The following is an 18,055-nucleotide window of genomic DNA, read 5'->3' on the forward strand; positions in this document are numbered from 1 at the left end:
TAAGATAAACGGGGCGGGTCGATTTGCGTTCTATTGCCGTCACACGCAAATGAGAACGTACGTGATGACGAAATCCTATTCGGCTGCACGATGGAATTCCATATCGGGCCGAGCAACTCCATCCGGTGAGGCTGCCGAACAGACCGACGGCCTATCACGAAGTACATCTGGGTACAAGGGAGCTTGCTCCAATCGGGAGTGACCGGTACGGCGAAATTCGGCGCGTCCGTGAGACAGGAGCTGGTCCCGTTCCCATTGTCACGAGTGGCGGTCGGGGGCTATCGCGTCGAGGAGTCTTCCGGCCAGTGGAATGTGATCGGGACGTCAATGTCGGGATGCAAGCTCTCGTCCACCGGGCAGTGGCGGGCGGCGCGCTCCAGGCGCTCGCGGGTTTGATCGTCGAGGGGAGCCGGCATCGTCACCTCCGTTTTCAGGGAGTCGATGCGACGCGGGTTGGAGGCCATTTCCTTCTCCACCGAGATCTCGATGCCGTCCAGGTCGAAGTCGTGTTTATCAGCCTGGATGCCCAGAATCGTCGCGATACAGCTCCCGAGTGCTGTGGCCACGAGGTCGGTGGGCGAAAAGGAGCGGCCCTGCCCGTGGTTGTCGGTAGGCGCGTCGGTGGTAAGCGTCACCCCAGAAGGAGTGTGCTCCGCTTTGCAAAGGAGATCGCCGAGATACTTGGTGTCAATCTGGACCATGGAGAAAATCGTGTTTCAAGAAGAGGCGGAAAGGCGTCCCGACGGGGCGCCTTTCCGCTTGACATAGGATACTGGTATGCTTGCCGCAAAGCGCTCCTCTCCGACATCGCTCTCGTGGGACGCGAGGAGCGTCCTCTCGGTGGGTCCTGGCAAGGCGTGTTCGGGTCATTCGGTTCCGTTGGACAGCTCGCACAGATTGTCCGAGCCGATGCCGAGGGGGCGGTTGAGGAGGTTGTAGTAGTTTTCCAGCGCCACCAGCCACGTGAGTTCCACGACTTCACGCTCGTCGAAGTGTGCGCGAAGTGCATTGAACGTATCGTCCTCTGCATCCACGGTGCGCGTCACCTCTTCCGCGTACGTTAGGGCGGCCCGCTCGGCCGCGTCGAAGGCCGGATGCGACTCGTACTCCAGGAGCGCGTCCCATTTCTCGGACGACACGTCTTCCGCCTGCGCATCGGCCTGCGCGATGTCCTGGCAGAAGGCGCAGCCGTTGATGGTGGCGACGAGTTCCTTCACGAGAAGGCGGAGCGTCGGGGTGAGCGTAAGCCGGCCTTCCAGTTTGTTCATCTCGTAGGCGAGGCGCAGTCCCTCGGGCATACGGGCCCACACGACCTTCAGCGGCGTGATGACGGTGCCCTGCTGCCAGCGCGCGAGCATGTAGGTGAGTTGGGTTTTCCACGCGGACGGGTCCTCAATAGGGGCGAGGCGGGGCGATTCGGTCTCGTCGTCGGATGCGGATTCGGAAAGCGGCGGTACTGCGTCGGTCATGGGGAATGAATGTTGATGAACGATCATCGATCATAGCATTCCCATGACGACGAGGCGGCGCCCTACGTGACAGTCCAGTGGCCGATTCATTGTGTCTTTACGCGCGTCGGGCGATGAATCCGTTCGCAGGGGGCGTCCCGTCGGCCTTATTCGTCGAGAGGAGCGTGCAAAAGACTGTCGAGTGAGGGCAGCTGGGCATCCGGAATCCGAGTATCGGGGAGGCGATCGAGGGGACGAGGGAGAAGAAACGAGAGGGTGACGGCACAGTGGTCGGACGGCGGAGGAGATGCCCCACACCGGATGTTTGCGTCCGTGGGGGCAATGCGTCCCGGCCGATAGAAGATGTAGTCGACCTTCCGGCGGGGCGTGTCGGCTGGGTGGGTGGCGACGGACTGGCCCGTCACGCGGGCCCCCTCTGCGAAAAAGGCCGGCTGCAGGCTCGTCCCCCGCAGCAGAAGCTCGACCGTGTCATTGTCCGAGGAGGTTGGCTCGCTGTTGGAGGCGAGGGCCGAAGCGGAGGACATCGGGCCGTCGATGCTTCCGACAATGAGAACCGGCATCCCCAGGCGGGCAAGTCGCAGGTATAATCGGTTCACCTCGCGGGCGTGCTGCTCACGGGTGGCCACGGTGGGAGCGTCCAAGTTGATGTTCATAATGAACAGCGGCCATCCGCCAATGTCGACGACGGTGGTGTGTACGACCGGGTCGGGCCGGAGCCATCGTTCCCAGAAGGCCTGAGAGGAATCTGTCATGCGGGTCCGAACATGTTGCCGAATCGGAAATCGGCTCCAGACTGTCTGGCCAGACACAATGGACCCCAGTCTCGGCGCGTAGGGACTGTACCGGTCGTTCCACCGCACCGCACTCACGGTGCCCTTCATTCCAAGTTGCAGCGCCATCGAGTCAAGCACAGAGGAGGACCGCCCGAAATCGACCTCCTGAAGGCCGATAAAATCGGCGTTCGTCTGGCGGAGAAGGGCCTCGACGCGCTGCAGGACGGACGGGGGCGAATCGCCGCCTTCCGCCAGGTGGCCGAGATTGTAGGTGGCCACCGTGAAAGTGTCTTGGGTCGACGGGGGCAGGGGCGTAGGGTAGCTCGTACGCTGAGTAAGGTCGGCCTCGGGGCGGGGGCCGGCGTCTGCCCACAGAAAAAACAGACCGAGACAGACAAGAAGCATCGTTCCCGAGACAAGGACGAAGAGAGTGCGCTTCATATTCGAACGACACATACAAAATGAGCGAGGAGTAGAATCCGATCTCTCTGGGCGGGGCGCCGAAACAGGAATCCGTGGATCTTTCCTTCCAAACGCAAACGGCACGAGAGGCGCCGCGTCAATGCAGAATCGCACTGACATCTCCACATACGAAAGGGCCTGACCGTGACCGGCCAGGCCCTTCCATCTCGTGGTGCGTCACGTTTTCCACGTCGGGTAGAACGATGGCCAGTCGACTGTATTCAGGCCGCAGAATGCCGAATTCAACACAGCGTGTTCAATTCGGCATCCGACAGCCTCAGCTTGACTGACCATCGGGAGAGAAGCGTAGAAAAGACGCCGAAACGGTGCGTTAGTATTCCGGATTCTGTTCCAGCTTGGGGTTCACGCTGATTTGGGCTTCCGGAATCGGGAAGAGCGCCCGGTAGTTATCAGACGGCTCCTTGAACCGCCACGGTCCCGTGAAGGACGGAGCGTACGGCTCATCGACCCGTGTGCCCCCGTGGGCGAACTCGTACCGAATCTGGTCCTGTCGGCGCAGCATTTCAAAGTGAAACTCAAAGCCGCGCTCCTGCAGGATGAGCTGATACATCTCCTGCTCCGAGGGCGATCCGGAGAGCTTGTCGGCCCCTGTGCGGGTCCGCACCATATTGAAGGCGTCCATGGCCGCCGGGGTCGGAGTGCCATTGGCGGCCGTGAGCGCCTCAGCCTTGATCAGGTACATCTCTGCCAGTCGGATGAGCGGGAAGTCATTCCCCATGTTGGACGCCGACGCGTTCGGGTCCAGCTCAAACTTCATCGGACGGGCGCCGGGCTGTTCGAGCGCCTTCGTGTCCCCTTCCAGAATGATGCTCGGAATCTTAGGGGTGAAGTTGATCTGATCACTCGAGTTACGGGCCTCCACGATGTTGTTGCCATCGCCGTCGAGGTCCGCGGAATTCGGGTTGCTGAAGCAGTCGTCGCCGGCGCAGCCCTGATTCGGACCCTCGTACTGCAGACCGGTCATAAACTGGTCCTGCCGCACGTCATTGTTCGGCACGTTGTCGTACGAGTTGTAGAAGTCGGCGATCGTGGTGAAGCCGTTCCAGGGCCCCGCCTTCCAGGGCTGGTTGTAGTGGAGCATCGCCTGCTCCTTCTGAAAGCCCTGTCCGGACTTGGCGTTGTAAGTGGCCGCAAAAATGATTTCGTCGTTTCCGGCATTGTCGGCCGCAAAGGGCGCGAAGTAATCCTCCGCGAGGTCGTAGTTGGGCGAGTTGAGCACCTGGTCGGCCGCCGCAGCTGCCTGTTCATACAGCTCCGGACCCGTGCCCAGCACACTGATGTCCTGATTGTTGGGACCGCCCACCGCAACGCCGTACACCTCAGAGTTGAGGAGCAGGCGGGCAAGGAGCCCGTACCCGGCGCCTCGGGTCGCACGACCGTACTCGATATCCCCCTTCGCATCCAGGTTTGCGATGACGGAATTCTCACTTGGGTTGTTCACGTCATCCACGGAAATCTCCCCGGAGGAAGCCCCGACCAGTTCCTGCAGGAGGAAGTCGTACACCTCCTTTCGGGTATTGTGAGGAGGACGATTTTCGGTTGAAACGTTGTTCTGACTGATGAAGTCGTACTGTTCGTTTCCTTCTTCCACCACAATGGGCACACCGCCCCAGACGTCCATGAGCCAGTAGTAGTAATAGGCCCGGAGAAAGCGCATCTCAGCCTTGAATTTCGTGGCCTGCTCCTCCGTCAGGTTTCCGGACTCGGCGGCCGCATTCACCGTTGAGAGCAGGCTGTTGGTTCGAGACACGCCCGTCTGGAGGTTGCCCCAGGTCGGGTTCAGGTCCGGGTGGGTGGCACTCCACTCGTGCTGCGTGAGCCGACGCCACTGTCCCCCATCGGCCCAGTCCCCGCCCCGAGTAGGCACCATTACCTCGTCCGAGGTATGCTCTACAAGGTTGAAGGGGGAAAACTGAAGGTTCCGAAGAGGGGCATACGTTGCCGCGGCGGAGGAGCGGAACTCACTTGCGTTGGTCGGGAAATTCCCCTTTTGAATCTGCCCGAAGGTCTCCTGCTCGAGCTGTGAGTCACACGCCGTAAACGCAAACGGAAGGGCGAGGATGGTGAGGAGGGCCGTGAGGCGTCCCCACCGGCTGGTATGGAAAGAAGCAATATTCATCAATCTGCGTGGTTGGATTCGGTAGAGCGAGACAAGAGCTCCGGGCATCTAGATGCCGATCTCGATGCCGAACGTGATGGACCGCTGGCGGGGATAGCTGGTGTAGTCGATCCCACGCGACGGGGTCGCGAGACTCCGGAAGCCGAGTCCCTCGCCGCTGGTGTTCGTATTGAGCTCCGGATCAAACCCGCTATACGGCGTGAGGACAAAGAGATTCTGACCGGACAGGTACACCCGCAAATTGCGCAGGTTGTACGCCGTCGTGTTCGGGAAGGTGTATCCCAGGGTCAGCTTATCCAAGCGAAAGAACGACGCATCCTCGATCCAGCGGGAGGAGTAGGAGGGAGAATGGCCTGAGCCCGTCCCATCGTTGACCGTCTCCTCCAGCACGTTGAGACGTCCCAGCAGGCTCTTCGTCGTAAGCTCTGCCGCGGTGTTGTTGAAGAGCTCTCGCCCCTGTTCGCCGCGGAAGAACGCGCTAACATCGAAGTTGCCGTACTGGAAGCGCGTGTTGAATCCATAGGAGATGTCGGGCACCACGTTGCCGAGGTACTGGTCTGCGGCCTGGCTCACGTCCGTCGTCGTGCCGCCTTCGCCGTCTTCGTATACCTCCTTGCCATTTTCGATACCGACGAACACCGGTCCGTAGAACGACCCAATGGGATGGCCGGGCTCCAGGCGCTGCGCCTGCACGTCGGTCAGGCCCTGGCCGCTCACAGTGCCGTGGTCGATCGTGCCTCGACCGCCAAGGTCTTCAACCAGATTCCGGTTCGAGCTGGCGTTCAGGCCCACCGTGAGGCTAAGATCGTCCTGGTCCAGAACGTACGCCTCCAGGCTCGCCTCTACTCCCTGGTTCGACACGGCCCCAACATTATCGAGCACCGTTTCCGAGGGCGCCGGCTGCTGCACGCGCACGTCCAGCAGCAGGTCGTCGGTGTACTGCCGGTAGTAGTTCACCGTGCCGTCGAACCGGCCGTACGTGAAGTCGAGGCCCACGTTGACCTCACGCGTCTCCTCCCACTTCAGTCCCGGGCTGGCGGCGCGGACCTGGGTGACCCCGATCACTTCCTCTTCTCCGGACCCGAAGATGCCGGCGTCACCGGCGCTTGGGGTCAGCAACGGAAGCGACTCGTACGGGGGGACTGCCTGATTGCCGCTAATGCCGGCCGACACCCGGAGCTTCAGCTGGGTGAGTCCGTCCACGCCGCTCAGGAACGACTCTTCGGCAGCATTCCACCCAACGGAGGCCGAGGGGAAGTAGGCGAACTTGTTATTGCGCCCGAAGACGGACGAACCGTCGCGGCGCACCGTCGCCTCAAAGAGGTACTTGTCCTGAACGTTGTAGTTGAGCCGACCAAAGATGCCGATCTGATCGACCTGCTCCTTGTTTGAGAAGGGAGGCAGAATGTTCGTTCCGCTCCCGAGGTTGTTATAGAGGGTCGCGTCGGTCACGAAGTTCTGAACCGTGGTGCCGACCTGCTTAAAGTTTTCGCGCTGAAACTCGAACCCACCGAGGAACTGAAACGAGTGGTCCTCAAACAGCTCCCGATTGTAGCGCAGCGTTGACTGGGCCACGATATTCGTGAGGCGGCGTTCGTTCTGGCTGGCACTGCCCCCCACCGTTGCCCCAACGGCATTCGCCTTCGGGACGTACGCCCGGCGGATGCCATTGCTCACGTCGGCGCTCATGGTTCCCTTCAGTGTCAGGTTCTCTAGGAGGTCCGCTTCAGCAGAAAGACTTCCGAGGATCCGTTCCTGCTCGGTATTGTCCGTAATCTGTTCGAGCAGCCCAACGGGATTGCGCACGCTTCGCAGGTACTCGAAGTAGGTTCCGTCGTCGTTGCGAACGGGACGTCGCGGGTCAAAGGAAAGGGCACTCTTGATCGCTCCCCCCTGAAAGCCTCCGCCCTGATTGAAGAAGGCGTGGTTCCGGTTCGTCCGGACGCCGGTCAGGCTCAGGTTCAGGCGGAGCTGGTCCTCCAGGGTTGAGTGGCTGGCATTGATCCGCCCGGAAAAGCGTTCGAGCCCCGAGTCCAAGAGCACGCCCTCCTGCGTCGAATAATTGGCCGATGCCCGAAAGGAGGTCTGCTCGGTCCCGCCAGAGAACGACAGGTTGTGGGATTGTGAGAGCGTCGAGCGGAAGATTTGATCCTGCCAGTCCGTACTGGCGCCTGGCTGGGCGGAGAGCGACGTATCGACGGCCTGCCGGTATTCGTCGGCCGACAGAAGGTCAAGAGTGTTGGAGACCTGACCGCCGGTGATCTTTCCGTTATAGGTGGCCTGAATCCCGCCGGACGTCCCGCTCTTCGTTTCAATAAGCACAACCCCGTTCGAGCCCTGCGATCCGTAGATGGCCGTTGCGGAGGCGTCCTTCAGGATCTCGATGGACTCAATGTTTTGAGGGTTGATCATCGCCAGGGGGTTGGTGTCGGTGGAGGAACTCACGCCTCCTGCATCCGCTCCTCCCGGCGTCATGTTCGTCGTGCTGATGGGGACCCCATCGATCACATACAGCGGGTCGTTGCTAGCACTCAAGGACTTCTGGCCGCGCACTCGGATCCGCATCCCGGCTCCGGGCTCCCCACTGTTGGAGATGATTTGCACGCCGGCGACTCGGCCCTGGATGAGGTCCTGTGGACTTGTGTTTTGGCCGGTGACGGCGTCCGCCACATCAACCGAGGCCTGGGCGCCCGTAATATTTCTGCGCTGCTGGGTGCCATATCCGGTGACCACAACCTGGTCGAGTTGCGCGACGTCCTCTTGAAGACTCACGTCGATGACGGTTTGATCGCCAACCTCGACCGTCGTTTCGCGATACCCCACGAACGAAAATGCGAGCGTGACGTCCGGACCGGGCACCTCAATCTCGTACTGCCCTTGGGCGTTCGTCGTCGTTCCCGTCTGCGTGCCCTGGATCGTGACGTTCACCCCGGGAAGCGTCTGTCCCGATTTGGCATCCGTCACGGTTCCGCGCACCGTTTTCTCCTGAGCGAGGACACTGCTCACGCAAAGGCAGGAAAGGAGTAATACCGCTGCTGCACTCTGCAATATCGATCTATTCATGTCTCGTGCTGGACCAATTCTAGCTAGAATATGCGATCATGAGAAGCTGTTGGGCGAACGTTCTGTGGCCTTACGACATCGCGGAACGTGTGCAAACGTCTGCATCGCCAATTAGCCCCACACGCCAAGTTGGCTTGTCAACCTCATTCGAGCGCCATTTTGCGGCTTCGACCACTGTGTCTCGGCTGAGTATCGATCCATCAAACCGCTTCTGACTCCACTACTCGTACTTCGACAACCGGAAAGGGGGCTCTTTGTAAATCCACGATGAATCGATCAGGGAAGTACGCTTGTTCCCGGCCAGATTGCCGTGAGGGGACTGCCGCCGGACCCCAACCCGTTCGCGCTGCGGCCGAATACTCAAGAGCCGCCTGGGTGGAATCGTTTTCATTTGGAACCGATTCCATGGTAAGGGAAAGAGGCGATGGCGTCAAGTTTTAGGGCGAAGAAAGGAAGCGTGAAGCCCGTCCCGACGAGACCTTCCAGTTTGGTTACGGAGTCGTGGACGTCCGGAACGAAGTTGCGGATCGATTGAGGGGAGAAGGGGACGCTCCCTGGGAAATGCGGTAGGCCTGGTCCGCGTCGAGTCCGGTGAGGGTCTGGGTTGGCCGGTCGGCGGTGGGCCAGGTGACGCGCAGGGTGTCGATTTGTGTGGCGTCCCCCAGCCCGATCGTCGCTTGCAGGGGGGCGGCCCCGAAGCTGCCGCCCGTTCGCACTGTGCGGTGGATCGTGCGGGTCGTCCCGTCGGGGCGCCGGGCCGTCACGGCAATGCGCGCGCCGATGGCCGACCGGTTGGCCGACGTGCCCTTCAGGTCGAGCGTCACCGAGTGGTGGCCGTGCCCGGGATTCTCAAAGAGCACGTTCTGGAAGGAATCGCCGGGAATGGCCCCGCCCATGACGCTGTAAATGTCCTGATCGCCGTCGCGGTCAAAGTCGGCGAACGCCACGGAGTGGCCCTTCTGGATGTGCGCAAATCCGCCGTCGTAAGATACCTCTTCGAAGGAGGCGCCGTCCTGGTTGTGAAACATGCGGTTTGGCACAATTGAGCTAAAGCTGGGCGCGCCGGTCCCGGCGTAGAAGTCCTGGTACCCGTCGTTGTCGAGGTCGCCGTAGTTGGCCCCCATCGTAAAGAGTACCTTGTCGAGGTTGAGGCGGGCGGACACCTCCGTAAACGTGCCATCCCCATCGTTTCGGTACACGCGCGGTGTCTCGGCGGACGACTCGCCTAAAAACTCGGCGGCGACGGCGTGGGAGACGCGGTTGAAGTACCGCATGTCGAACCCGGAGACGAAGAGGTCCTGATGGCCGTCGTTGTTGTAGTCCCAGAACCAGACTGGAAAGCTGAAGATGGGCTCGCGGACTCCGGCCTCCTTCCCGCGTTCTTTGAAGGTTGGAACGCCGTTCGGACCGGGGCCCTGGTTGACGAACAAACGGTTCGGACCGCCAAGCACCGAGACGTAGAGGTCGGGCCATCCGTCGTTGTTGACGTCTCCCCATGCGGAGCCCTTCACGTAGGCCGTCACGTTCAGGTTTGCTGCGGCGGCCGTGTCCGCAAACGTGCCGTCGCCCTGGTTGAGGTACAACTCGCTCGGGTGAGGCGACACCGCCGTGTTGGTCGTATCGCCCGAGAAGGGGTCGATGGCCGTGCTCGATTCATTGCCGACGAACAGGTCGATGTGCCCATCCCCGTTCACGTCCGCCCAGGCAGCCGTTTGCGTCGGGTGATAGGCGTCGAGGCCGGCTTGATACGTCACGTCGGTGAACGTGCCGTCTCCATCGTTGCGCAGAAGAGAATTTGGTCGCCGTCCCTGCTCGCCGAGCCACGCCCCCCGAAGGACGAAAATGTCTTCGTAGCCGTCATTATTGTAGTCGGCATGGACGGTATTGAGGCCGGCGACGAGGCCCTTCAGCCCGGCTTCCTGCGTCCGTTCTTCAAAGCCGCCCTCGCCATCGTTGACATAGAACCGCGGCTCATCATCGAGGCCGTACGACGTAACGAAAATATCGAGGAAGCCGTCGTTGTTGAAGTCTTCGACGTTAACGCCGCCCGCAATTGCGTTGTGATTGACGCCGAGCGGCCCGGCCACGTCCTGGAACTGGTTGATGGGACCCTCGTCGTCCGCCCCAATTCCGGGAATGCGGAGTCGAGGATGCGAGAGGCCGTCGGGGTACTGTCCGAGGGTCATGTGGGCAATATTCAGCAGCCACCGACTCTGCAGGTCTCGGGGGAATCGTCGGGCGATGTGGCGGTAGATCTGGATGGCGTTGCGAGATCCTTCCGGGTCGGTATGGACGCCGGCCCCTCGAATCGGCAGGATGCACGACCCGGCCGAGTGGTTCTTGATGCAGTTCTGCTGCTCTCCAAGCCGCAGGTACGCGAATCCCAGCAGGTTGAAGATGGGCCTCGACTGTTGAGAGACCTGCGGGAGTCGGAGATTCGCTTCTTGAATGAGGGTGTTGAGCGCTTGAAGCGATGCCTCAACGTCTCCGGCGTAGAGCAGCTCGTGCGCGTAGCGGTATCGAAGCCGCATGCGCTGCCGCGACGAGGCGGTATCGAGACGGCGCTTCAGCACTTCGGCCCGCCGGCCGTTCAGGTGAAAGTAGTCCATCGGGTGCTCGTAGGCCCGTTCGTTGAGCGCGGTGAGCACCGCCCGCATCTTCTCGGTGCCATCGGCTTCAATGGTGTCGACCCGAATGGGTGGGCCTCCTGTAGCTGGACCATCTGCGGAAGATGAGGACGAGCGCTCCGATTGACATCCACCGAGGAGGCCGGCGAGGAGGACACCGACGAGCAAGAGAACGGCCGTGCGCATGAGACTGGAGGACTGAGATGCAGAGAGACAGTTATTCCGTCGGGGTTGCCCTCGACGGTCCGAGTGCTGTTGTGTCGGAGCGGAGGATTACTTGCGGCGGCGCATCATTCCGCGCAACGATCACACGCCAAGTTCCCTCCGGTCCCCGCAGCAGACGCAGGGCGCGCACTTCTCCCTGGAGATACAGGTTGCTCTCGACCGGCGGCACGGCGGTCCAACGCCCGTCCCTGTCTCGAAGGAGCGTGCCGTAGCTGGCGTCGTAGCGGCCCTGCCGGGGGCGCACAGCGTGGAAGTTGCCGCCGAGGAGCACATCCTGCGATTCATTGCCGGTCAGGTCGTGAATAAGCGTGCCGTAGACGGGGGCAAACTGGGCGCGGGACGGGAGCGAGGTGACCGTAAAGGTGCCGTTGTCCTGGCTCTCGACGTACGCACTGGCGAAGATCTGAGCGGTTTCTACAGTGGCGTCCTGAATCTTTGCAGAGGGAAAAAGGTCGTCGATCTGCGCGGCACCGAAGGACGCGTACGTGGGAAATTTCTCTTTGAGGAAGGGGAAGCGCTGAATCAGTTGGTCGCGCCCGGCCCATGGATAGGACGTGCCGCCGTTGAAGCGGGTCAGAACGGGATCGGTCTGTCCGTCGTCATCAAAGTCGTTCCGGTAGAGGCGGACGGGCGACTGCGGCGCGGCCTGAAGTCGAGCGTTCAGCCCAAAGTTGCCGGCGATGAGATCGGGCGTCTCGTCCCCGTTGAGGTCCGCGGCATGGACCGCGTTCCACCATCCGTTTGTGTCGGAGAGTCCGGCGGCCGCCGTCCGGTTGACGAGTTGGCCGTCGTGCTGTTCGAACACTGTGATTGGCATCCACTCGCCGACCACGACGAGGTCGAGCGCCGCACTGCCGCGCACGTCGGCCCAGGTCGCGTCGGTCACCATACCCACCCGGCGGAGGGCCGGCGCCGCCTTGTCGGTCACGTCGGTAAAGTGGCCGGTGCCGTCATTTTCGAGCAGGTAGCTGGTCGGGGCCTCGCCGTACTCGTGGGCCACCACGCGGCTGCCCACGAACAGGTCCATGTCACCATCTCCGTCGAAATCGGCCGGGGCCACCACAGCGCCGTTTGCCGTCAGGGCGTCCGGCAGCGCCTCCTTTGCCTGCCGGAAGCGTCCCGTGCCGTCATTGAGGTAGAGACGATCGCGGAGGGCGTCGCTGCTGCCCGAGAACTCGTTGCCCGCACTCACCACGTAGAGGTCGGGCGCCCCGTTGCCGTTGGCGTCGAAGAAGGCGGCGTCGACATCTTCGTGGAGCTGGTCGGCCTGCCAGAGCGAGTCATGGGCCGTGAATCGCTGGAACTGCCCATTCGATTGCTGGAGATAGAGGGCACCGGGCTGTCGCTTGGCACCGCCGAGGTACACGTCGTCCAGCCCGTCCCCGTTCACGTCGGCCACCGCGAGGGCCGGTCCTTCCGTCGACAACCGACGCGGCAGCAGCGGTTCGCGCTGGAAGTCGTCGTACGACGTGTTTTCCCGGTGGCGGAAGTCAATGCCCAGCGTGTCGGCGGACATCACAGAGAACCGCGGAGCGTCCGCCGGGGCCGGTTCGGGGGCCGGGGGGACGGCGTCGGCCTGGCGAAGCGTGAGGAGTGTGTCGACCGGCACCGACGTGCGCGTGTCGATGCGACCGTCCGGCCACGTCACCGTGACCGAGTCGACGGCCCGTGTGCCCAGCCCGACGTGCAGGCGCGGATCGACGGAGGATTGGTAGCCGCGGGTGGGCATCTGCTCGAGCAACTGGGTCCGATCACCCTGGTGGACACGCACCTTCGCCCCGATGCCGGCCGTGTTGGCGTCGTCCCCCTCCAGCCGCACTGTCAGGGAATGACGGTCGCGGAGAGAGTCGACCCGGTTCTCGTAGATCGACGCCGGGGCGTTGATGTTGTTGACGACGAGGTCGAGCGACCCGTCGTTGTTGAGGTCGGCGTACGCCGCGCCGGTGGAGAAGCCGGACCGGTGTAGGCCCCAGGCGGTCGTGGAGTCCGAAAACGTGAGGTCGCCGTCGTTCCGGAAGGCGAAATTCGAGACGGGCCGCTGCGGCAGGCGATCCTGGATCGAGAGGTCCTGCTTCTCGATGGTCTCCATCTTCCGCACGACCGACGGCCGGGAGGCGTAGTTCACGAAGTCGAGGTCGTTGGGCCGCCGGACGATGCCGTTCGTAACGAAGAGGTCTTTCCGCCCGTCGTTGTCGAGGTCGGCAAAGAGCGGCGCCCAGCTCCAGTCCGTCGCCGCCACGCCCGCGAGGAGGCCAATCTCACTGAAGCGGCGATTGCCCTGATTGAGCTGGAGCGTGTTGCGGTCAAGCTGGTGGTGGTACCCGTAGCGGCGCTTCATTTCGTAGAGCCGCTCCGTGTCGGCCCCGGCGGAGGTGTTCTGGACCTTTTCCTGAAAGGGCAACATGTCGAGCACGGCAAGGTCCGGGCGGCCGTCGTTGTTGTAGTCGGCGGCGTCCACGCCCATCGAGGAGTAGCTGACGTGCCGGGTGGCCGTTTCGATGGCCTCGGTGAAGGTGCCGTCGCAGTTGTTGTAGTAGAGGTAGTCGTGCTCGTGGAAGTCGTTGGCCACGTAGAGGTCGGGGCAGCCGTTTCCATCGAGATCGCTCACCGCCACCCCGAGGCCGTATCCCGTGCGCCCGCTGTAGATGCCGGCCTCTTCGGTCACCTCCACGAAGGTCGAGTCCACATTCTCATAGAGCCGATCACCGGCGCGCTGGCTTTTCTTTTTGCGCAGGGAGGCCCGTCCGTAGGTCTGCTCTTCGTGGACGGAGGAGTTGAGGAGGTAGGCATCGAGGTCGCCATCCTTGTCGTAGTCGAAGAAGGCGGCCTGCGTGCCGAAGCGCCGCTGGTCGAGGTTGTAGGCGGCGGCGCGCTCCTTGAAGGTAGGGACGCCGTGTTCACTGGTCCCCTGGTTGATGAAGAGCTGGTTGTGGCCCTCCAGGCCGTGGATGCCGCTCACGACGGACACGTAGATGTCGAGCCGCCCGTCGCCGTTCACGTCCGCCATCGTCACGCCGGTCGACCAGTCGGCGCGGCCCGCCACCCCGGCCGTTTCGGTTACGTCGCGAAACTGGAAATTGCCCTGGTTCAGATAAAGCGCGTTCGGCCCCTCGTTGGCGGTAAAGTAGAGGTCGACGCGCCCGTCGCCATTCACGTCGCCGACGGCCACCCCGCCGCCGTTGTAGTAGTAGAGGTAGTTTAAGATGTTGAGATCGGCGGACGCAGCGAGCGTGTTCTCGAACATAACGCCGGTCCGCTCCGGCGCCAGACGGTCGAAGAGAGGCGGATCGGCAGCGTCGTTGCAGCCCGCCGTGCCGAGCACGAGCAGCAGGCCGAGAAGGAAGAGGGGGAAACGTGGGGACATGTGCGAAACCGTGCCGAACGAACGGGCAGGTACGAGTTGCGAAGGGGCCTGTTGATGCGCAACGCGGGACTGACGGCGTTCCGGGGGAGCACGTTTCACGCATCACGGAACAGCTCCCGTACGAGGCTGCATCTGTAGTTTTCAACAGAACGTCAGGGGGCCGTAGGCGCGACAATCTGAAGGGGGGCGTCGTTCTTGGCAAACACGAAGACGCGGCCGTTCTGGGCCGTCTGGAGGACCGCGATGTCGCGGACCTGGTCGCGCACCAGGAGTCCGCTTTCCCGAGAGGGCACGGCCGTGAAATGGCCGTCTTCCTCTCTGCGCAGGACGGTGCCGTAGCTGCCGGCCATGCGGCCGAGACGGGGCGGCATGCCATGGAAATTCCCCGCCATCAGGAGGTCGGTCGTACCGGTGCCGGTCACGTCGTCGGCGGCGAGGCCGAACATTGGGGCAAACTGGGCGCGCTGCGGCAAGGGCCGCATATCGAACGCACCGTTGCCCTGATTCTCAACAATAACACTGTTGAAAGTATGCGCCGTCTGGACGGTCGCTCGGCTCCGTTGGTCGGCGCTCAAAAGGTCATTGATCGTCGCATCGGCGTACGCCTCGTGGGAAGGGAAGCGCCGGCGGACGAAGCCCATTTCTCGAACGAGCGGGCCCCGCAGGGAGACCGGCACTTCTTCGCCGTCGACGTAGTGGGTGAGGAGCGTGCCGGAGTGCCCGTTTCGGTTAAAGTCGCCCACGTACATCGACACCGGAGTGTCGGGGGCCGCGGACAGCCGCATATTCTGACCGAAGTTGCCGACGACGAGATCGGTGCGTCCATCGCCGGTTACGTCCTCGGCCAGCAGGCGCGTCCACCAGCCCCGGCTGTTCTCAAGCCCGGCCGTGTCCATGCGTTCGAGGCGCTCGCCCGTGTTCTGAAAGATCGTAATGGGCATCCAGTCGCCCACGACGACGAGTTCGGCGCGTGCATCGCCGGTGACGTCCGCCCAGGCCGCGTCGGTCACCATGCCGATCTCGCGAAGGCCGGGCGCCACCTCGTCGGTGACCTCGGTAAAGTGCCCCGTTCCGTCATTTTCGAAAACGTAGCTCTTGGGCGTTCGGCCGTACGCCCACGGGACGACCCGCCCCCCGACAAAGAGGTCCTGATCGCCGTCTCCGTCAAAGTCAATGGCCTCAACGGTCGCGCCACTTTGGCGGAGACGGGGCAGCCGCCGCGGGGCGCGCTCGAACGAACCGGTGCCGTCGTTGATGTACAGGCGGTCCTGCAGGGCCGGGGCGGTGTCGGAGAACTCGTAGCCGCCGCTGACGACGTAGAGGTCGAGGTGCCCGTTCCCCGTTGCGTCAAAGAAGAGGGCCTCGATGTCCTCCGAGGTCGCGTCTTTGGAAAAGACGTCCTCGTTGGTGGAGACGAAGCGCCCGTCGCTCTTTTGGATGTAGAGGGTTCCTGCGGTTCCCTTCGCCCCGCCGACGTACAGGTCGTCGAGCCCATCGCTGTTCACGTCGCCCACGGCCAGGCGCGGACCCTGCGTTGAGAGCTTGCGCGGCAGCAGGGGTTCGCGCTGGAAGTCCGAAAAGTCGTTCTCTTGGTGGGTATGGTTTAGTCCCACCTCCTCGGTAACGTCTTCAAATGAGTAGGAATCGTCGGCCGGCTTCTCCGGACGGGGGGGTGGGGAGGCCGTAGAATCGGGAGTAGCGTCGGCGTAGCGGGCGACGAGCTGCTGGTCGGTCGCTACGTTTGTTCTTGTTTCGACGCGCCCGTCCGGCCAGGCAACGGTCACCGTATCCACCGTATCGGCCCGGCCGGCGCCGATCGTGAGCCGCGTCCCACTGGCCGACTGAAACCCCCGCATCGGGTACTGCTCCCGATAGTAGGTCTCGTCGTCGTGCGTGACGGTGACTCGGGCGCCGATGCCGAATGGTTTTCGGGGAGGGCCCTCCAGCCGAACCTGGAGGTACCGGTTCTCTGTTATCGTCGTGGCCTCGTTGCGGTACACGAAGCTGCCGTGGCCGAGGTTGTTGACCACCAGGTCGAGGTCGCCGTCGTTGTCGAGGTCGCCGTAGGCGGCCCCGTTGGAAAAGCTGGGCGTGTCGAGCCCCCACGTTGCCGCGGCATTCTCGAACTGCAGGCTATCCTCGTTGCGGAAGGCATAGTTGGAGAGGCGCTCCGACGGGATGTCCTCGATCAGATTCAGAAACTCGGCCCGGCCCCGCTCCTTCATGCGCTGGGCGGTTTCGCGGGTGGTGAGCTCAGCGATAAAGTCCTGATCGGTCACGTCCTTGTAGACGCCGTTGGACACGAAGAGGTCGGTGTGCCCGTCGAGGTTAAAGTCGGCGGCCAGTGCTCCCCAGCTCCAGTCTGTTGCGTGCACGCCCGCGAGCGGGGCAATGTCGCTGAACGTGCCGTTGCCGTTGTTGAGCTGGAAGGTGTTGCGCTGCAGCTGATGATGATACCCGCTCGCTACCTTCGTCCGGTACGTCGACCACGGCTCGAACGTCATGGTCGTCTTGAGCCGGTCGTTTCGATCAGGCAGCATGTCGGTCACAAAGATCTCCGGCCACCCGTCGTTGGTGAAGTCGGCAATGTCGGCGCCCATCGACGAGAGGCTAGTCGTGGGCATCTGCTGCGATAAGACCTCTCGGAACGTGCCGTCTTTGTTGTTGAGGTAGAGGTAGTCCCGCTCAAAGAAGTCGTTGGACACGTAGAGGTCGGGCCAGCCGTCGCGGTTGACGTCGCCGACGCTCACGCCGAGGCCGAACGCAATTTCGCTTTCGTAGAGGCCCGCCCGCTCCGTCACGTCTGTAAACGTCCCGTCGCCATCGTTGCGGAACAGTTTGTCCCCACCCAGCGAGTCGCGCTGCCCCCGTCGGTTCTTCCGCATGTCGAACTCGCTGATGGGGGTGAACGCGTTGTTCAGAAGGTAAAGGTCAAGGTCCCCGTCCTTGTCGTAGTCGAAGAAGGTTGCGTGCGTCGAGTAGCCCGGATGGTCGAGCCCGTATTCGGCTGCGCGTTCCTCGAATTGGGGAACGCCGTTCTCGTTGTTGCCCTGGTTGATAAAGAGCTCGTTCCGGCGGTCATCGTTGGGCATTTCGCCAGAGTTGCAGACGTAGATGTCGAGCCGGTCATCGCCGTTGACGTCGGCGACGGCGACGCCAGTGGACCACGCCCGTGTGCCTCCAACGCCTGCAGCGTCCGTCACGTCGTCGAACCACCAGTCCCCCCGGTTCAGGTAGAGCCGGTTGTCCTCCTGATTGGAGGTGAAGTAGAGGTCCTGTCGTCCGTTGCCGTTGAGGTCCCCAATGGCCACGCCCCCGCCGTTGTGGTAGTTGCGGTAGGTGAAGACGTTGGTGTCTTCGGTGTAGGTGAGCGTATTCGTGAAGTCGACGTTCGTGTAGGCCGTTGGGAGCTCGGTAAACAGCGTTTCCCCGGCCTCCACGGTCGGACGATTGTCTTTTGAGCGCGACGAGTCCTCGCTGCTACAGCCCGAGGAGAGGAGGGCCATGACAGTTACGAAACAGAGAAGAGCACGATGGACGAACGGATGCATCGAAGCGGCAGAACGAAGACTCAGAAATCATGAGACAGGGGGTTCCTCACGGTCCGGAACGAGGGGGCGAAGGCCTCGAGGTCGTCCTTAAGGGACGGCAGACGGTACAGCAGAGACGGGGGAAAACGTTCCCATTCGGCCAAAAGGGTACAGAACCGCTCTCATCTGCCGGGCGAAGGATCTCCCCCGTGGAGCGCACTCTAAAAGTACTTCTTCCCTGGAGATCCCAGATCTCCTTCGGTCAGGGCGCAGTCTAAAACCACTTCCTCCCTTCGGTCAGGGCGCCGTTGGGGTGTGCCTTTGCGAGGTTAACCGCAGGAGCGACACACCCCGGCACTGGATTTACCGTTTTCTGCAAAGGTCAATATTCTCTGTGTAGCG

General features: G+C 62.4%; 8 protein-coding genes. All 8 read right to left on the reverse strand.

Annotated features, from left to right (window positions below; translation table 11 throughout):
* Window positions 1-278: 278 nt before the first annotated feature.
* Complete coding sequence (locus tag BSZ35_RS11150; RefSeq protein ID WP_105012507.1) at window positions 279-701, reverse strand: OsmC family protein; 423 nt, start codon at window positions 699-701, stop codon at window positions 279-281.
* 165 nt (window positions 702-866) lie between these two features.
* Complete coding sequence (locus BSZ35_RS11155; RefSeq protein WP_181149303.1) at window positions 867-1,469, reverse strand: carboxymuconolactone decarboxylase family protein; 603 nt, start codon at window positions 1,467-1,469, stop codon at window positions 867-869.
* A gap of 146 nt (window positions 1,470-1,615) precedes the next feature.
* Window positions 1,616-2,683: an endonuclease/exonuclease/phosphatase family protein gene (locus BSZ35_RS11160; protein ID WP_219846630.1), complete on the reverse strand. Its 1,068-nt coding sequence runs from the start codon at window positions 2,681-2,683 to the stop codon at window positions 1,616-1,618.
* A 352-nt stretch (window positions 2,684-3,035) separates the two neighbouring features.
* On the reverse strand, window positions 3,036-4,844 hold the full coding sequence (locus tag BSZ35_RS11165) for a RagB/SusD family nutrient uptake outer membrane protein (protein WP_181149305.1): 1,809 nt from the start codon (window positions 4,842-4,844) through the stop codon (window positions 3,036-3,038).
* Between the two features lie 48 nt (window positions 4,845-4,892).
* Window positions 4,893-7,850, reverse strand: coding sequence for a TonB-dependent receptor (locus tag BSZ35_RS11170; RefSeq protein ID WP_181149306.1), 2,958 nt, complete (start codon window positions 7,848-7,850; stop codon window positions 4,893-4,895).
* Between the two features lie 548 nt (window positions 7,851-8,398).
* A complete protein-coding gene (locus BSZ35_RS11175; RefSeq protein WP_105012512.1) occupies window positions 8,399-10,720 on the reverse strand; it encodes a CRTAC1 family protein in 2,322 nt (773 codons plus the stop codon).
* 31 nt (window positions 10,721-10,751) lie between these two features.
* Window positions 10,752-14,123, reverse strand: coding sequence for a VCBS repeat-containing protein (locus tag BSZ35_RS11180; RefSeq protein ID WP_105012513.1), 3,372 nt, complete (start codon window positions 14,121-14,123; stop codon window positions 10,752-10,754).
* A 152-nt stretch (window positions 14,124-14,275) separates the two neighbouring features.
* Window positions 14,276-17,629, reverse strand: a complete 3,354-nt coding sequence (locus tag BSZ35_RS11185) for a VCBS repeat-containing protein (protein WP_181149307.1) — start codon at window positions 17,627-17,629, stop codon at window positions 14,276-14,278.
* Between the last annotated feature and the right edge of the window lie 426 nt (window positions 17,630-18,055).

It is taken from the genome of Salinibacter sp. 10B (assembly GCF_002954405.1).
In the GTDB taxonomy this organism is placed as follows: Bacteria; Bacteroidota; Rhodothermia; order Rhodothermales; family Salinibacteraceae; genus Salinibacter.